Below are 16,222 nucleotides of genomic sequence, written 5' to 3'. Positions count from 1 at the left end.
GGCATCTTCGGATTCTCTGGAGAAACTTATGAGTTTCACTCTCGCTATCGTGGGGCGCCCAAATGTGGGTAAATCCACGCTATTCAACCGCTTGGTCGGCAAAAAGCTGGCGCTGGTCGATGACCAGCCCGGTGTCACGCGCGACTTGCGCGAAGGCGAGGCGCGTCTAGGTGATCTGCGCTTTACCGTGATCGATACGGCGGGACTTGAGGAAGCAACCGATGATTCCCTTGAGGGGCGCATGCGTCGTTTGACCGAACGCGCGGTAGATATGGCTGATGTGTGTCTCTTTATGATTGACGCGCGGGCTGGTGTGACACCAACCGATCTGGTCTTTGCTGAAATCCTGCGCAAACGCTCTGCACATGTGATCTTGGCCGCCAACAAAGGCGAGGGCTCCGCTGCGGATTCTGGTGTGATTGAGGCCTATTCATTGGGTCTTGGCGAACCAATTCGCTTGTCTGCGGAACACGGCGAAGGTCTGAACGACCTTTACGGGCAACTGCTGCCGATCGAAGAGAAATTTGAAAAGATCAATGAAGACAACGCACCTGTTGTGGATGTCACATTAAATGAGGACGAAGAGGACGAAGACTTCGTTCCTGCGCCTACCCGTGAAAAACCTCTGCAAATCGCCGTTGTCGGCCGCCCGAATGCTGGTAAATCCACGCTGATTAACCAAATTCTGGGCGAAGACAAAATGTTGACGGGTCCTGAAGCAGGGATCACCCGCGATGCGATTTCCTCTCGGATCGATTGGAACGGTGTTCCAATGCGGATCTTTGACACCGCGGGCATGCGTAAGAAAGCCAAGGTGCAGGAAAAGCTGGAAAAGCTATCCGTGTCTGATGGATTGCGTGCTGTGAAATTCGCCGAAGTGGTGATTGTCCTCTTGGATGCGGCCATTCCGTTTGAGCAACAAGATCTACGCATCGCCGACCTCGCGGAACGCGAAGGGCGGGCCGTGATTGTCGCCGTGAATAAGTGGGACATCGAAGACGAGAAGCAGGAAAAACTGCGCAATCTCAAAGAAGCCTTCACTCGCTTGCTGCCACAACTGCGTGGCGCACCGCTGATTACCGTATCTGCGAAGACCGGTCGCGGCATGGAGCGTCTACACGATGCGATCATGCGTGCCTATGATGTCTGGAACCGCCGCGTGCCAACTGCGCAGCTAAACCGTTGGCTGACGGGCATGCTGGAACAGCACCCGCCGCCCGCACCACAAGGCAAGCGCATCAAGCTACGCTACATGACACAGGCCAAAAGCCGTCCACCTGGATTTGTGGTCATGTGTAGCCACCCCGATAAAATCCCAGAGAGTTATAACCGCTATCTGGTAAACGGGCTGCGCGAAGACTTTGACATGCCGGGCACACCAATCCGGCTATTCATGCGCGGGCAGGGCGACCAGAACCCCTACAAAGGCAGCCGCAAGAAAAATGCCGGCGCCTTGAAAAAGCACCTCAAGCCGCGTGCGATCCGGGAAAAGTAATTATAGAAAGCCCGCCGACTTCGGCGGGTTTTTTCTTTTCTATACGATATTTTAGAAATGGGTCTTGTTCTGCCGATGCTTCAGCGGAGCCTTGCCATCGGCGGATTTTGCCAAAGCGCATAGGCCAGATTTGGCCGCGATTTTAGGCTGAACTTCGCGACGCCTTAGCGCCAAAATGCCGGAAATCCAAAACATCTCCAAGCTGTATTGAGGGCGCAATTCAGAACCGTCATGGCTGATCTCACGGGGATGCACCCGGACAAACTTTGGAGACTAAAAATGAAAAAACTCGCACTTTTTGCCACTTTGACCATCATGGGCCTGGCCACAACAGCGATCGCGGATATCCTGATCGAGGATACAGATGGCAACGGGACATTCAGCCTTGCGGAAATGCAGGCGGTTTATCCGGAATTGTCTGAAGAACGGTTTGTCACTATCGACACAGACGAAAGCGGTGAGCTTTCTGAGGACGAACTAAAGGCCGCGATGGATGCAGAGCTTCTGGCGAAGTAAGTATAAACAAAGAAGGCCCGGCGAAAACCGGGCCTTTTTAAAGAGTTATGGGCGCAAGTTAGACCAGTTGGCCATCCGCTGAGAGGGTGGTTTTTCCACCAAGATATGGTGCCAGAACCTCTGGTAGCGTCACGGAGCCATCCTCTTGCTGGCCATTTTCAAGCACAGCGATCAGGCAACGGCCCACGGCCAGACCAGAGCCGTTCAAAGTGTGAACATACTCAGGTTTGCCGCCATCAGCTGGCTTAAAGCGCGCGTTCATGCGGCGGGCTTGGAAGTCCCCTGTTGTAGAAACTGAGCTGATCTCGCGATAGCTGTCCTGACCCGGCAACCAAGCCTCGATGTCAAAGGTGCGGCGTGCGCCAAAGCCCATATCACCAGTGCAAAGCACAACGGTGCGATAAGGAATGCCCAGAGCTTCCAGAATGCCCTCAGCACATTTCAGCATACGTTTTTGTTCCGCATCAGATTCGTCCGGATGGGTCACAGACACCATCTCAACTTTCTCAAACTGGTGCTGACGCAGCATACCCGCTGTATCGCGACCGGCAGAGCCTGCCTCGGAACGGAAGCACAAGGAGTGCGCTGTCATGCGGATCGGCAGATCGCGCGCGTCGAGAACGTCGCCCGCGACAGAATAGGTCAGCGGGATTTCTGAGGTGGAAATCAGCCACCAGCCATTGGTGGTTTGGTAGCTGTCTTCGGCGAATTTCGGCAATTTATCAGTGCCATACATCGCCTCATCCCGCACCAGAACCGGTGTGTTGATCTCCGTCAGACCGTTCTCATCCACATGGGTGTTGATCATGAACTGCGCCAGCGCACGGTGAATACGTGCAACGGCGCCCTTCAGATACACAAAGCGCGCGCCAGAAATTTTGGCGGCTGTGTCAAAATTCATCGAGGCCGTAACGCCACCGATTTCATAGTGTTCTTTTGGCTTGAAATTGAATGTCGCGGGCGTGCCCCACTTGCCAATTTCAACGTTGTCGTCTTCATCAGAACCTTCGGGCACGTCCTCTGCGGGGACGTTGGCAATACGCGCCAGCATATCTGTCAGCTTGGCATCCAGATCTTTGGCTTCGTTCTGCATCGCCGCCACTTCGGCCTTCTTTTCGCCGACAAGAGCACGCAGGCGTTCAAATTCAGCTTCATTGCCGCTAGCTTTTGCAGCACCAACTTCTTTGGCGGCTTTCTTTTGATCTGACTGCGCCTGTTCAGCTGCCGTGATCTTGGCGCGACGCTCTGCATCGACAGCCAAAAGCTCGGATGACATCGGCGCGTCTCCACGGCGGGAGAGGGCGGCATCAAAAGCTGCCGGATTTTCGCGGATCGCACGGATGTCATGCATGGGATCAAGTCCTTTAAAAGTGATTCATTTGGTGACCTGCTTATGCCGCATTTTTTGTCCCGCTGTAAGCGCCTGATCAGAGCGCGGCCAAAAAGATGCTTTTCAGTGCTTTGGTATGCAGTCAGCCAAATATGGATCAAATTTTCAAAACATAGTTCTGCATCAAAAAAGGAATTTTAGAGCCCATTAGGAGGTTGGGCTTAGACATGGCGCAAGGTGCGTATGGGTGCGTGATGTCGCTGTCAGTTGTTGAAGTAAACTTGCAAAAGGGGGAGCTGCTTTATCAGCAGGGGGATCCCAATGATTCCGCCTATGTCGTTGAATCTGGAGAGATTTTGCTTTTTGACCACGTAAACGGCAAGCGCGTAGATCGCGAGCGCAGGCGGGCTGGCAGTATTTTAGGGGAGACGTCGATACTAACCGGAAAGCCGCGCGCTGTTTCGGTGGAGGCTGTTGTCGCGACCCGGCTCTACCGGATTTCGGCAGAGGATATTCTGACACAGTTTGCCCAGCTTGATCCAATTTTGCGTTCTTGTGTGGAAACCACAATTGATTTCGTTGCGCGGATCAATCGACCCAAACTGCAAAGTGATCAAGTGCCCATCGCTCCCAGCACGTTGCGCGATTCCCAGAAGATTATCGAGAGGTTTCGGTTCGAACTCGACATTAGCAAGGGGTTGAAATCAGGTCAGTTTTACATGGCCTATCAACCGATTGTTGCGCTTCAAAGCGGTGAGGTTCACGGGTTTGAAGCGCTGATGCGTTGGCAGCACCCCGAGCTTGGATCTATTCCACCAGATCGTTTTGTTGATGTTGCAGAACGTATGGGGTCGGTCGGGCAGTTAACGGAATTTGCCTTGATTGAAGCATGCGCTGCTTTGCGGCAGCTTATTGATGTTTCTGGGCGTGAACTTTTTGCTTCGATTAATGTATCAGGTCAGGATGTAGATCGCTCTGGGTTTGTTGATTTTTTACAGCATGTCTTTGATCTGAATGGGATTTCACCCAAGCAGATTAAACTTGAAGTCACCGAAACTGCCCTGGTGCCAGATTCACCAAGTGCCAGTGCAAACCTGGACCAAATGCGCGCGTTGGGGTGTGGAATTTCAATCGATGATTTTGGCACCGGCTATTCAAACCTTGGGTATCTGAAAGCCTTGCCATTAACGGCCATTAAAATCGATCGGGCCTTTGCTGGGGATGCCGTGCAAAATGCCGTGTCGCGCAGCATCGTACGGCTATTGGTTGGGCTCGGACATGAGCTTGGGGTTGATGTGATTGCCGAAGGATTAGAAACCAAGGATGACGTCGATTTATTGCGCCAAATCGGGTGCGTTTTTGCGCAGGGCTATTTCTTTTACAAACCGATGGCTCTGCCGGATTTCATCAAGATCCTTCAATCTTCTCCCTCCGGGCGGCAGTTCGTGGCCTAACTTTACGTTTTTCACCTGAAAAATCAATTTTTCCGTCTTGTTTCCTGCCTTGCATCTAGGGGCGCGGACACATAGGTTCCCTGCAAAATTCGCGACGTTAACGCTCGCATAAACCTCGCATAGACAAGGAACCACCCTATGGAAGCTTTCGGCCAGTTTATCCCTCTCATTCTGATCTTCGCGATCATGTATTTCCTGCTGATCCGCCCTCAGCAGAAAAAGGTCAAAGATCATCAGGCGATGGTGGCTGCTGTGCGTCGTGGCGACGAAGTTGTCACACAGGGTGGCCTGATTGGTAAGGTTGTGAAGGTCAAAGATAACAACGAGCTGGATGTTGAACTGGCAGAAGGCATCAAGGTGCGCGTTGTTCAGTCCACATTGGCACAGGTTGTGTCCAAGACTGAACCAGTTGATTCTAAGTAAACTTTAGCAAGGCAGGCGCAACATGCTGCAAATCGCCCTTTGGAAACGGGTTCTGATCTGGAGCGTCTGCGCCCTGGGTTTGCTACTCGCGATGCCCAATGCGTTTTACCCACGCGTTGAGGCACATAACGATGCAACCGCATCGATCGAATCTGGTTTTTCCGGTAACGGTCTAGAAGAGCAGGCGGCCATGTGGCCGTCTTATCTGCCTTCTTCCCTCGTAAATCTTGGTCTAGATCTGCGCGGTGGCGCGCATCTTCTGGCCGAAGTTCGGGTCGAAGATGTTTATGAAACCCGCATTAAGTCGCTCTGGCCAGAAGTGCGCAATCTTCTGCGTGAAGAGCGCGCAACGGTTGGCACGATCCGCCTGCAACCGTCTGCGGCGGACGTTCTAAAAGTTAAAATCTCGCGCCCAGAAGCCATTCAAGATGCTGTCTCTGCAGTGCGCACCCTTGCGCAACCCGTTGTGTCTTTGACCGGTGCAGGGTCTACAGATCTGCAGGTCTCTGCTGAAGACGACATGGTTGTGGTCACGCTGTCTGAAGCAGAACGTCTGGCAACCGACGAGCGCACAGTGCAACAGGCACTTGAAATCATTCGCCGCCGGATCGACGAAGTCGGTACGCGCGAACCAACCATTCAACGCCAAGGGTCTGATCGTATCCTGATCCAGGTGCCGGGCATTGGGTCCGCAAGCGAGTTGAAAGAAATCATCGGCACAACTGCACAACTGACGTTCAATCCAGTGGTTGGCCGTGCTGATGACGCAAATTCCCCAGCGGGGGCGGGCAATGAAATCGCGCCGTCTTTGGATGAGGAAGGTGTCTACTACATTCTGGAAAGTGCGCATGTCGTCAGCGGTGAAGAGCTGGTTGATGCACAGCCAAGCTTTGATCAAAACGGTCGTCCGGCCGTGTCCTTCCGCTTTAACCCATCAGGTGCGCGCGCTTTTGGGGATTATACCGCAGAAAACATCGGCTCTCCGTTTGCGATTGTGCTGGATGGCGAAGTCATCAGCGCGCCGGTCATTCAAAGCCATATTCCGGGCGGCTCAGGTATCATCACCGGCAACTTCGGTGTTGAAGAAAGCACTAACCTCGCGGTTCTGTTGCGCGCAGGTGCATTGCCAGCAGGTCTTGAGTTCCTAGAAGAGCGCACAATCGGCCCAGAGCTGGGGCAAGACAGCATCGAAGCGGGGCGCATTGCCTGCATCGTGGCCTTTGCTGCCGTACTGGTCTTTATGTTCCTTAGCTATGGCACCTTCGGTGTGTTTGCCAATATCGCGTTGATCATCAACGTTGGCCTGATCTTTGGCCTTCTGTCACTGATTGGCGCAACGCTGACTTTGCCGGGCATTGCAGGTATCGTCCTGACCATCGGTATGGCAGTAGATGCCAACGTGCTGGTGTTTGAGCGTATCAAAGAAGAACTGAAGTCTAAAAAGGGTGTCGCGCGGGCGATTGATCTTGGCTACGAAAAAGCGCTGAGCGCAATTATCGATGCCAATATTACCACCTTCATTACTGCGGTGATCCTTTTTGCCATGGGCTCTGGCCCAGTGCGCGGCTTTGCGATCACCTTAGGGGCAGGGATTATGACCTCGGTCTTCACTGCGATTTTTGTCACTCGTCTGATGGTCGTGATTTGGTTTGAACGCCGCCGTCCAAAAACCTTGGAGGTGTAAGGATGCGCCTAAGACTAGTTCCACAAGAAACCGCATGGGATTTCTTCGGTAAGACGAAGATCTCTGTCGGCTTTTCGTCCCTGATGATCATCGCATCGATTGCGTTTTTCTTCATTCAAGGTCTGAACTTTGGCATTGATTTCCGGGGTGGTACAACCATCCGGACCGAAAGTGCACAAACTGTAGTCGTGGGTGATTACCGCGACGCTATTGCACCTTTGGGCCTTGGCGATATCACCATTACCGAAGTCTTTGATCCGACCTTTGAAGACGATCAAAACGTGACCATGATCCGCATTCAGGCCCAAGACGGCCAAGAGGCGGTGACTGCAGATATCATCAAAGATGTCGAAGTTGCCCTGAAAGCAGTCGCGCCTGATATCACTTTTGTGTCGGTTGAATCCGTTGGTCCGAAGGTCTCGGGCGAGCTGGTGCAAACCGCTGTGATCGCGGTGCTTTTGGCGATTGGTGCGGTTCTGATTTATATCTGGCTGCGATTTGAGTGGCAGTTTGCAGTCGGTGCGGTTGCCGCGCTGGTGCATGACGTCATTCTGACCATCGGTATATTTTCGGTACTGCAGATCAAGTTCGATCTAGCCATTATCGCGGCGCTTCTGACGATCGTGGGCTACTCGCTGAACGATACGGTTGTTGTGTTTGACCGTGTGCGTGAAAACCTGCGCCGCTACAAGAAACGCGATCTGCAAGAGGTTCTGAACCTTTCGATCAATGAAACCCTCAGCCGGACTGTGATGACATCTGTCACCACATTACTCGCGCTTCTGGCCCTATTCGTTTTGGGTGGAGATGTTATTCGTGGCTTTGTCTTTGCTATGATTTGGGGGGTTATTGTGGGTACATATAGTTCGGTCTTTGTCGCATCGACCGCCTTGCTGAAGCTGGGCGTAAAGCGGGATTGGTCCAAGCCTGACAATAATTCAGGCAATCAATTTGCCAACGTAGATGCCTGACGCCCTAAGCACAGTCCTGGCAACGCCAGGACTGGCATGGCTGGTTCTCACTATTGGAGTCGCGGGCATTGTCCGCGGCTTTACTGGTTTTGGCACAGCGCTGATCTTTGTGCCGGTGGCCAATATCTTTTTGCCAGCCGCTGATGTGATCGCCATCACTATGCTCGTGGGTTTTGGCGGTTCTGCCGCTTTGCTGCCGCGTGCGTTGAAAGTGGCTGAAATCAAAGATGTCTCTATCCTCGGTGGGGCAGCGGTTCTGACCGTACCAATTGGCCTCTGGGTGATGACGCAACTGCCACAAAACACCATCCGCTGGGCTGCCGCTTTCATTGCTTTTGCCATGCTTTCGGCGCTTGTTTTGGGTTGGCGCTATCGTGGTCGGATTGATGTGAAACGTCTATTGGGCATTGGCGCAGCTGGTGGCGCGATTGGCGGGATGACCGGGCTGACCGGGCCTGCGGTGATCCTGTTCTATTTGGCCAATGGATCGCGGGCTGAAATCGTGCGGGCCAATACGATCTTGTTCCTTGCGATGCTGGATGTTGTGATTGTTGCGAATATGGCGATTGCGGGATTGATCACATGGCCTTTGGTCAACTTGGGGCTATTCCTCGCAGTGCCGTATTTCCTAACCGCACGCGTAGGGCAGGCGATGTTTGACCCGAATTACGAAAAGACGTATCGAACAATGGCTTATCTGGTGATCGCGCTGGCTGTTGTGACAGGCTTGCCGATCTGGGATTAACCGTGGTTGGGACAAAGGATGCCCCATGATATTGACCGAGATCCAATACGCTGACGCGCAACCCATCGAAAGTTATGGTGCGGATTTTGTACGCATTGCAGGCGAGGTGATTGCTGCACCAACTGTTGTGCATGCGGAAGGTGCGCTGCATTGGACGGGTACAGACGATACGTCGGCGATCCTTGCCTTGGCAGATAAGCTTGATTTCATTCTTCTCGGGACAGGATCAGAGCTGCGTCACGCCCCCGCCGAATTTCGCAAGACCTTAGAGGAGGCGGGTATAGGCGTCGAAGTCATGAAGACCGATAGCGCCTGCCGCACCTATAATGTTTTGGTTTCTGAAGGTCGGCGCGTGGCCGCGGCCATTCTACCGGTGAGTGCCTGATCCTTGAGCCTGACCGTTGAAAACCTAACAGTCGCGCGGGGCGGGTTGCCTTTGTTGGCCGGGGTCAGCTTTTCGATCTCTGCAGGTGAGGCGCTGATCTTACGCGGGCCAAATGGGTCTGGCAAAACCACGCTTTTGCGCACCATTGCAGGATTGCAGCCTGCTGTAGCAGGCGTGGTTCATTGTGATGATGACGCCATCGCCTATGCCGCACATTCTGATGGTTTGAAAGCAAGCCTGACAGTCACCGAAAACCTACAGTTCTGGGCAGATGTTTTTGGTACGTCAAACATAGTCGAAGCGCTTGAGCGTTTTGATCTGAAAACCTTGGAAGATCGCCCAGCACATGCGCTTTCAGCAGGGCAGAAACGTCGTTTGGGATTGGCGCGGTTGCTCGTTACAGGCCGTCCAATCTGGGTACTTGATGAGCCCACGGTGTCTCTTGATCAGGCTTCGGTTGCGCAGTTTGCACAAAATGTAAAAGCGCACCTCGCGGAAGGTGGCATGGCCTTGATCGCTACGCATATCGATTTGGGATTGGACGCGCCAACGCTGGATGTCGGTGGGTTTAAAGCCGATCCAGTGCAGGTCTTGGGCGCTTTTCACGAGGAGTTCCTATGAAGGCGCTTCTGCTCAGAGATTTGAAATTGGCGCTGCGTTCTGGTGGTGGCTTTGGGCTGGGGCTGGCCTTCTTTCTGATCGTCGCCATTCTGGTGCCTTTTGGGGTAGGTCCCGAGAATGACCTGCTGTCAAAAATCGCAGCAGGCGTGCTGTGGCTTGGGGCCTTGCTGGCCTGCCTTCTGTCACTTGATCGAATTTTTGCCCTCGACTGGGAAGACGGATCGCTCGATCTGCTCGCAACCTCCCCACTGCCGCTAGAGGCAGTCTGCGCTGTGAAGGCATTGACACATTGGCTGACAACAGGGCTGCCATTGACGCTTGCAGCACCCGTGCTTGGGCTGCTGCTAAGCCTACCGGAAAACGGCTATCTGTGGCTTGTGACCTCTTTGGCATTGGGAACACCCGCGCTTTCGATGATAGGAACCTTTGGCGCGGCGCTGACCGTTGGCATCAAACGCGGCGGGCTTTTGTTGTCATTGCTGGTGTTGCCGCTTTATGTGCCCACTCTGATATTCGGAGCAGAAGTCGCGCGCCGCGGCACGGAAGGTCTGGCGGTTAACGGGCCACTGGCATTGCTCGCGGGTGTCTCGCTAGCAGTCATCGCGGTGTTGCCCTTCGTCAGCGCCTTGGTTTTGCGCATCAATTTGCGCTAAGAGAGAGCCGTGTTTGACCGGGATCAAAGTGACGCACTTCATTCTCTGAAACGTGAAGTGCATATCAATAGGAAAGCAGCGTAAGAGAGATCATGGCATCGATTTGGGAATATGCGAACCCGGTGAAGTTCATGCGGTTGACCGACCGGGTGCTGCCCTTTGTTGCGGTCTCCGCAGGGGTTTGTCTACTGGCGGGTTTGATCTGGGGATTCTTCTTTACACCGGATGATTTCCGGCAAGGATCGACCGTGAAAATCATCTATCTGCATGTGCCGTCTGCCTTGGTGGCCATCAATGCGTGGTTTGTGATGCTAGTGGCCTCATTGGTCTGGTTCATCCGCCGCCATCATGTGTCTGCTTTGGTGGCAAAAGCTGCAGCGCCGGTGGGCGCGGTGATGACCATGATCGCTTTGGTGACAGGCGCGATTTGGGGAGAGCCAATGTGGGGTACATGGTGGGTCTGGGATCCACGACTGACCTCCTTCCTGATCCTTTTCCTATTTTATCTGGGTTACATTGCCCTCTGGGAAGCCATCGAAAGCCCAGACACAGCCGCCGATCTGACCGCCGTCCTTTGTTTGGTTGGCACAGTCTTTGCGGTCCTCAGTCGCTATGCGGTGAATTTCTGGAACCAAGGCCTGCACCAAGGTGCATCAGTGATGCGGGCAGGGGCTGTGACTGGCTCAGATACTGAAGAGAAGGTCAGCAATATATTTGCGGTGCCGCTGTTTATCTCAATCGCGGGCTTCATCTTGTTATTTTTGGCGCTGACCTTGTTGCGCACTCGTACTGAAATCCGCAAGCGTCGCACGGCGGCTTTGATTGCACGGGAGCAATTGCCATGATCCCTGATCTTGGAAAATACGCAGGCACCGTGTTGTCCGCCTATGGCGCGTCGATTGTGCTTTTGATCGGACTGGTATGGATCAGCCTGCGTGCGTCCAAAAAAGCCAAAGTTGCCCTTGATCAAGTGGAGCATAAAGATGGCTAAAGTATCGCCTTTGATGATTGCACCGCCTGCGATTTTTGCAGGTTTGGCAGCGCTTTTTTTCTTTGGGATGCAACGCGATAATCCCGACGAGTTGCCAAGTGCGATGGTCGGGCGAGAAGCGCCAGCTGTTGAGGTCACTGAGCTTGGCTTCCTAGCGCCATTTACGGATGCTGATCTGCGCAATGGCGAGTTGACGCTTGTTAATTTCTGGGCCTCTTGGTGTGCGCCATGCCGCGCCGAACATCCAACGTTGATGCAACTTCAGGACGAAGGCATCAAAATAATGGGTGTAAATTATAAAGACAATGCCCAGAACGGTGCTGCCTTCTTAGAAGAACTGGGTGATCCCTTTGCCAAAGGTGGCGCGGATACCAACGGTAAGATGGCGCTGAATTGGGGTGTCTATGGCGTGCCTGAAACCTATCTGGTCGACGGCGATGGCAAGATACTGCTGCGTATCGCTGGACCCTTGGTGCAGCGCGAATTGGAAAAACGCCTGCGTCCGATCTTAGACGCCCAATAAGGGCTTTGCAGCGGTGACACTGCCTTAAACCACGCCGAAAATCGATAGGTCTAAATCCAGGCCAGCCCCTAGCCAAATCGCATGATCTTGGTGGTCCGCCAGAGCATTCCCAGTTTCAGGGTGCGCAAAGACAATCAACCCTTCTCGATTAAGGGCCAGCCAAGGCAAAAGCTGATCAAACTGCGTCGGTGTTGCCGTCAGCTGGCACGATGGCAGCGGATGCGGGCCAACGCCTTGATCATGCATATGTCCAATGGATACGCCAAATCGCTGTCCTGCTTCCTCACACAACGCGCGGGCGCGGGATTTGCTCTTGGCATCAAAATAGATATGGGCGTGATAGCCGCGAATGGTATCTGTCTGTTTCATAATCCGAATTTGGCAGTTCTGGATAAAAACGCAATCCGTGCTTTGCACACAGATTCTGTGCAAATTTGAGGATGACGCAGAGTTGACGGAATTCTCGCAATTCGTTGATTGGCGTTTCATCCACATTCGTTTTATGCATGAAACAGACCATAATTATGGAAGGTTTTGGGGATGACAGCACTAAAGCGATGGGTTGGGATCGCTGCGTTTTCAGTCGCAGGCGCTTTTGCTTCTCTGGCAACAGCCGGGGAGCACCCGGTGGTTGTTGAGCTCTATACCTCTCAGGGCTGCAGCAGTTGCCCGCCGGCGGATGCTTATTTCGGTCAAGAACTTGTGGGCCGGGATGACATCATCGCTTTGGCGCTGCATGTCGATTACTGGGATTACATCGGTTGGAAGGATGATTTTGCCAATCCTGCCTATACCAAACGTCAGCGCGGATATGCGCAAGCTGCCCGCAAACGCTCGATTTACACCCCGCAGATGGTGATTGGAGGCGTTGATCACGTTGTGGGCAATCGGCCGGCGGATGTGCGCGCGAACCTTGCCAAACACAGCGATGATGGCTCCGATATTGATCTTGTGGTGACCCGTAATGGTGATCGTTTAACCATCACTCTGGACAGTAAAACCAATCAACGCGACCCGATGGTTGTGCAACTGGTGCGCTATTCAAAGAAAGAAACCCGTAATATCAAACGCGGTGAAAACGCGGGCCGAACGCTGAACTACCACAACATCGTCACCCATTGGGAAACGGTTGGGGACTGGAATGCTCGGCGTGCAAAGACCATAACAGCCAAAGCCCCCGGCGATGCGCCTGTAGTTGTGATCGTACAGCGCAAGGGGTTTGGTCCCATCGTGGCAGCCGCTGAACTGCGCTAGAAATTACTCATTTCAAAAGAAAAAGGCCCGGCGAAAGCGCGGGCCTTTTTGCATTCATGTAAGGTAAGATCACTCACCAAAGACGCGTTTGAAAATCGTATCCACGTGTTTGGTGTGATATTCCATGTTGAATTTCTGGTTGATGCCATCTGTGCCAAGCGCTTTGACCACATCATCGTCAGACAGCAGCTCTTCGCGGAAATCGGTACGGAATTCCCAAACCTTCAGAGCGTTGCGCTGTACCATGACGTAAGCGTCTTCACGCGAAACACCCGCTTGGGTCAGAGCCAGCAGCACGCGCTGAGACATCACCAGACCTGGGAATTTGTTCATGTTGTCCAACATGTTCTCTGGGAAGATCAGCATCTTGTCGATCACGCCAGTCAGACGTGCCAATGCAAAATCAAGCGTCACACAAGCATCTGGACCAATCGCGCGCTCTACAGATGAGTGGGAAATGTCCCGCTCGTGCCACAGAGCTACGTTTTCCATCGCTGGAATAACCGACATACGCACCAGACGTGCCAGACCTGTCAGGTTTTCTGTCAGAACCGGGTTCTTCTTGTGCGGCATCGCAGAGGAGCCTTTTTGGCCCATGGAGAAGAATTCCGCACCTTCCAGCACTTCGGTGCGCTGCATGTGACGGATTTCAATGGCAACGTTTTCAATAGACGATGCGATCACACCAAGTACAGCAAAGAACATCGCGTGACGGTCACGTGGAATAACCTGTGTGGAGATCGGCTCTGGCTTGAGGCCCAGTTTCTCACAAACATGCTCTTCGACCGCTGGCTCGATGTTGGCGAATGTGCCAACCGCGCCGGAGATCGCGCCGGTTGCGATTTCTTCACGCGCAGCTTTCAGACGATCCAGGTTGCGGTCCATTTCCGCGTAGAAACGCGCGAATGTCAGACCCATGGTGGTGGGTTCAGCGTGGATGCCGTGGGAACGACCAACGCGCACAGTGTCTTTGTGCTCGATCGCGCGTTTTTTCAGCGCGGCCAGCAGACCTTCCATGTCTTTGATCAGGATATCTGCAGAGCGTACCAGCTGAACATTCAAGCAAGTGTCCAAAACATCAGAAGAGGTCATGCCCTGGTGCACAAAACGCGCTTCTTCAGAACCTACATGTTCTGCAAGGTGAGTCAGGAAAGCAATGACGTCATGTTTGGTCACAGCTTCGATCTCATCGATGCGCGCGACGTCGAAGTCAACATCCTTGGCTTTCCACACAGCGTCAGCATTTTCACGCGGGATCACACCCAGATCGGCCTGCGCGTCACAGGCGTGTGCTTCGATCTCGTACCAGATTTTGAACTTCGTTTCTGGTGACCAGATGGCAACCATATCAGGGCGGGAATAGCGTGGGATCATGTCACAACCTTGTGTTCTCAATGCATGTCGCGCGTCGTATAGACTGCGGGGCAGTTTGGAACAAGGCAACATTGGCAATGATGGTACAAATCTCCCTTTTTTTATTGGCTTTGGCCGCGCCAGCGTCAGCCGATGATTGGTCTGCTATGACCGGCGACGAAATCAAAACAGCCCTGAATGGGATTACGCTCGAATATGCCAGCGCAACGCAGAGCTTTTCAGCAGATGGATCTACAGGATATGTTGCCGGTCGTCCGAGTTACGGCGCATGGGAGGTACGCGGTGACCAATATTGCAGTGTCTGGCCGCCCAGCGATCATTGGGCCTGCTATGACATGATGCAAAAACCTGGTCAGCTGCGCTTCATCGGGGGCGCAGGTGACATCACCGACGGTCAAATTAAATCGCCCTAAGTGTCGCGATTCTCAAATAATTCTTGGGTTGAATGCCCGCAGCGCTAAGGGAGAATTCCCCTAGTCTTCCGCCAGCTCCGTAATCACCTCGCTTGATTTCTCAAGTGTGCGATGGACCGGGCACCGGTCCGCGATTTCCAACAGACGGGCCCGCTGTGCGGTGTCCAATGCGCCGTTCAGGTGGATCACCCGTTTGAAACTATCAATCCGTTCACCAGATCCGGTGCCTGCATCCTGCGCATGCACCTTGTTGTGCCTCACATCGACCCAGACATGATCCAAAGGCCAGCCTTTGCGGCGGGCATACATACGGATCGTCATCGAGGTACAAGCCCCCAGACCAGAAGATAAGAACCCATAAGGCGTCATGCCTTTGTTCGTGCCACCATAGGCCAATGGTTCATCTGCAAGCGTATGATGGAAAGGGCCAGAATTCACATCCTGCAAAAACCCAGTCGCATCTGCTTCAGAGACGCGCACCACCCCTTCAGGGGCCCCAATCGGCGGGGCAGGTGGCGTCAGCTGCATGTATCTCGCAGCCCAGGCCGAAATCACTTCGGCTGCATATTCCGCATCTTCTGGTCGGCTGATCAGGTGATCGGCGTCATCCAGAGTGACAAAACTCTTTGGGTGTTTCGCGGCACTGAAAATCTGCGCGGCGTTTTCGATATCGACCACGTCATCAAGCGGCGCGTGCATCACCAACAAGGCACGATGCAGACCTTTGATCGCTGGGGCCAGATTTTGGGCCGAAACATCTTCGACAAAAGCTTTGCGAATTGTGAACGGTCGACCACCAAGGCTGACCTCGGCTTGACCCGCTGCCGCGATGCCCTCAAGCGCGTTGCCAAAATTATGAGTGACATGACGAGGATCAAACGGTGCGCCAAGGGTCGCAACGGCCCGCACACTTGGCATGTCACCGGCAGCGCGCAACACTGCGGCCCCACCAAGGGAATGCCCAATCAACATATCAGGCGCCATGCCCCGATCAGCTAAATAGGCCGCTGCCGCATGCAGATCAGCCACGTTTGAGCTGAAGGTTGTGTTAGAAAACTCGCCTTCGGAATGGCCAAGCCCTGTGAAATCAAACCGCAGAACCGCCAACCCCATCGAGGCCAGGCGACCCGCAATGCGCCGGGCCGCAGGAATATCTTTGGAACAGGTGAAACAATGCGCAAAAAGCACCGTTGCCAGATGGGGGCCATCCGGCAAATCAAGCCGCGCCGCCAGCTTTTCGCCGCTGTGGCCCGTGAATGTGATGCGTTCCGTAATCATGCTCGGTTGGTCCTTTTGCCATTGCACAGCCAATTTGGGGCAAGCGGCGTCAAAACCCAAGATAGGTTACGGATTTGTCACGGGATGGTGAGAAGGGGTGAAAATTTGAGAC

General features: G+C 53.6%; 20 protein-coding genes. 15 read left to right on the top strand and 5 right to left on the bottom strand.

Going from position 1 to position 16,222, the window contains the following annotated elements; all coding sequences use genetic code 11:
• Positions 1 to 28: 28 nt before the first annotated feature.
• Positions 29 to 1,495: a ribosome biogenesis GTPase Der gene (gene der / locus JXQ85_RS06915; RefSeq protein WP_421748148.1), complete on the top strand. Its 1,467-nt coding sequence runs from the start codon at positions 29 to 31 to the stop codon at positions 1,493 to 1,495.
• Between the two features lie 51 nt (positions 1,496 to 1,546).
• Here der and JXQ85_RS06910 read toward each other — a convergent pair whose 3' ends face one another.
• Positions 1,547 to 1,690, bottom strand: a complete 144-nt coding sequence (locus JXQ85_RS06910; RefSeq protein ID WP_421748147.1) for a hypothetical protein — start codon at positions 1,688 to 1,690, stop codon at positions 1,547 to 1,549.
• A gap of 84 nt (positions 1,691 to 1,774) precedes the next feature.
• Here JXQ85_RS06910 and JXQ85_RS06905 point away from each other — a divergent pair, with 84 nt between their 5' ends.
• The gene (locus JXQ85_RS06905) at positions 1,775 to 2,011 is read left to right on the top strand and encodes an EF-hand domain-containing protein (protein WP_421748146.1); all 237 of its coding nucleotides are present in this window, start codon (positions 1,775 to 1,777) and stop codon (positions 2,009 to 2,011) included.
• A gap of 58 nt (positions 2,012 to 2,069) precedes the next feature.
• Here JXQ85_RS06905 and serS read toward each other — a convergent pair whose 3' ends face one another.
• A complete protein-coding gene (serS, locus tag JXQ85_RS06900) occupies positions 2,070 to 3,362 on the bottom strand; it encodes a serine--tRNA ligase (RefSeq protein WP_421748145.1) in 1,293 nt (430 codons plus the stop codon).
• Positions 3,363 to 3,568: 206 nt separating this feature from the next.
• Here serS and JXQ85_RS06895 point away from each other — a divergent pair, with 206 nt between their 5' ends.
• The 11 genes from JXQ85_RS06895 to JXQ85_RS06845 all read left to right on the top strand — a co-directional run bounded on the left by JXQ85_RS06895 (position 3,569) and on the right by JXQ85_RS06845 (position 11,791).
• Positions 3,569 to 4,795 (top strand): EAL domain-containing protein, encoded by a 1,227-nt coding sequence (locus JXQ85_RS06895; RefSeq protein ID WP_421748144.1) that lies wholly within the window; start codon positions 3,569 to 3,571, stop codon positions 4,793 to 4,795.
• 138 nt (positions 4,796 to 4,933) lie between these two features.
• A complete protein-coding gene (gene yajC / locus JXQ85_RS06890; RefSeq protein ID WP_421748143.1) occupies positions 4,934 to 5,218 on the top strand; it encodes a preprotein translocase subunit YajC in 285 nt (94 codons plus the stop codon).
• Positions 5,219 to 5,240: 22 nt separating this feature from the next.
• On the top strand, positions 5,241 to 6,902 hold the full coding sequence (gene secD, locus JXQ85_RS06885; protein WP_421748142.1) for a protein translocase subunit SecD: 1,662 nt from the start codon (positions 5,241 to 5,243) through the stop codon (positions 6,900 to 6,902).
• A 2-nt stretch (positions 6,903 to 6,904) separates the two neighbouring features.
• Positions 6,905 to 7,873: a protein translocase subunit SecF gene (secF, locus tag JXQ85_RS06880; protein WP_421748141.1), complete on the top strand. Its 969-nt coding sequence runs from the start codon at positions 6,905 to 6,907 to the stop codon at positions 7,871 to 7,873.
• Positions 7,866 to 8,618 carry a TSUP family transporter gene (locus JXQ85_RS06875; protein WP_421748140.1) on the top strand — a complete coding sequence of 251 codons (753 nt, stop codon included), beginning with the start codon at positions 7,866 to 7,868 and terminating at the stop codon, positions 8,616 to 8,618. Before secF ends, JXQ85_RS06875 begins: the two co-directional genes overlap by 8 nt.
• A 25-nt stretch (positions 8,619 to 8,643) precedes the next feature.
• On the top strand, positions 8,644 to 9,003 hold the full coding sequence (locus JXQ85_RS06870) for an Mth938-like domain-containing protein (protein ID WP_421748139.1): 360 nt from the start codon (positions 8,644 to 8,646) through the stop codon (positions 9,001 to 9,003).
• 3 nt (positions 9,004 to 9,006) lie between these two features.
• Complete coding sequence (gene ccmA / locus JXQ85_RS06865; protein ID WP_421748138.1) at positions 9,007 to 9,624, top strand: heme ABC exporter ATP-binding protein CcmA; 618 nt, start codon at positions 9,007 to 9,009, stop codon at positions 9,622 to 9,624.
• Entirely contained in the window at positions 9,621 to 10,277 is a 657-nt protein-coding gene (gene ccmB, locus JXQ85_RS06860; protein WP_421748137.1) for a heme exporter protein CcmB, read from the top strand. Before ccmA ends, ccmB begins: the two co-directional genes overlap by 4 nt.
• Before the next feature lie 92 nt (positions 10,278 to 10,369).
• Positions 10,370 to 11,122: a heme ABC transporter permease gene (locus JXQ85_RS06855; RefSeq protein WP_421748136.1), complete on the top strand. Its 753-nt coding sequence runs from the start codon at positions 10,370 to 10,372 to the stop codon at positions 11,120 to 11,122.
• A complete protein-coding gene (gene ccmD, locus JXQ85_RS06850; RefSeq protein WP_421748135.1) occupies positions 11,119 to 11,268 on the top strand; it encodes a heme exporter protein CcmD in 150 nt (49 codons plus the stop codon). Before JXQ85_RS06855 ends, ccmD begins: the two co-directional genes overlap by 4 nt.
• Positions 11,261 to 11,791, top strand: coding sequence for a DsbE family thiol:disulfide interchange protein (locus JXQ85_RS06845; protein ID WP_421748134.1), 531 nt, complete (start codon positions 11,261 to 11,263; stop codon positions 11,789 to 11,791). The genes ccmD and JXQ85_RS06845 overlap by 8 nt, the downstream gene beginning before the upstream one ends.
• Before the next feature lie 24 nt (positions 11,792 to 11,815).
• On the opposite strand, the gene JXQ85_RS06840 is transcribed toward JXQ85_RS06845, so the two are convergent.
• On the bottom strand, positions 11,816 to 12,160 hold the full coding sequence (locus JXQ85_RS06840; protein ID WP_421748133.1) for a DOPA 4,5-dioxygenase family protein: 345 nt from the start codon (positions 12,158 to 12,160) through the stop codon (positions 11,816 to 11,818).
• 171 nt (positions 12,161 to 12,331) lie between these two features.
• On the opposite strand from JXQ85_RS06840, the gene JXQ85_RS06835 reads away from it, so the two are divergent.
• Complete coding sequence (locus JXQ85_RS06835; RefSeq protein WP_421748132.1) at positions 12,332 to 13,045, top strand: DUF1223 domain-containing protein; 714 nt, start codon at positions 12,332 to 12,334, stop codon at positions 13,043 to 13,045.
• Positions 13,046 to 13,114: 69 nt separating this feature from the next.
• Here the strand turns inward: JXQ85_RS06835 and purB are convergent, their stop codons facing one another.
• On the bottom strand, positions 13,115 to 14,419 hold the full coding sequence (gene purB / locus JXQ85_RS06830; RefSeq protein WP_421748131.1) for an adenylosuccinate lyase: 1,305 nt from the start codon (positions 14,417 to 14,419) through the stop codon (positions 13,115 to 13,117).
• Positions 14,420 to 14,496: 77 nt separating this feature from the next.
• Here purB and JXQ85_RS06825 point away from each other — a divergent pair, with 77 nt between their 5' ends.
• Positions 14,497 to 14,832: a hypothetical protein gene (locus JXQ85_RS06825; RefSeq protein ID WP_421748130.1), complete on the top strand. Its 336-nt coding sequence runs from the start codon at positions 14,497 to 14,499 to the stop codon at positions 14,830 to 14,832.
• A 60-nt stretch (positions 14,833 to 14,892) separates the two neighbouring features.
• On the opposite strand, the gene JXQ85_RS06820 is transcribed toward JXQ85_RS06825, so the two are convergent.
• A complete protein-coding gene (locus tag JXQ85_RS06820) occupies positions 14,893 to 16,110 on the bottom strand; it encodes an alpha/beta fold hydrolase (protein WP_421748129.1) in 1,218 nt (405 codons plus the stop codon).
• Positions 16,111 to 16,222 lie beyond the last annotated feature (112 nt).

This window comes from Cognatishimia sp. (assembly GCF_049116455.1).
In the GTDB taxonomy this organism is placed as follows: domain Bacteria; phylum Pseudomonadota; class Alphaproteobacteria; order Rhodobacterales; family Rhodobacteraceae; genus Cognatishimia.
The sequence above is the reverse complement of the archived record's forward strand: the minus strand, read 5'-3'. Positions and strand labels throughout refer to the sequence as shown.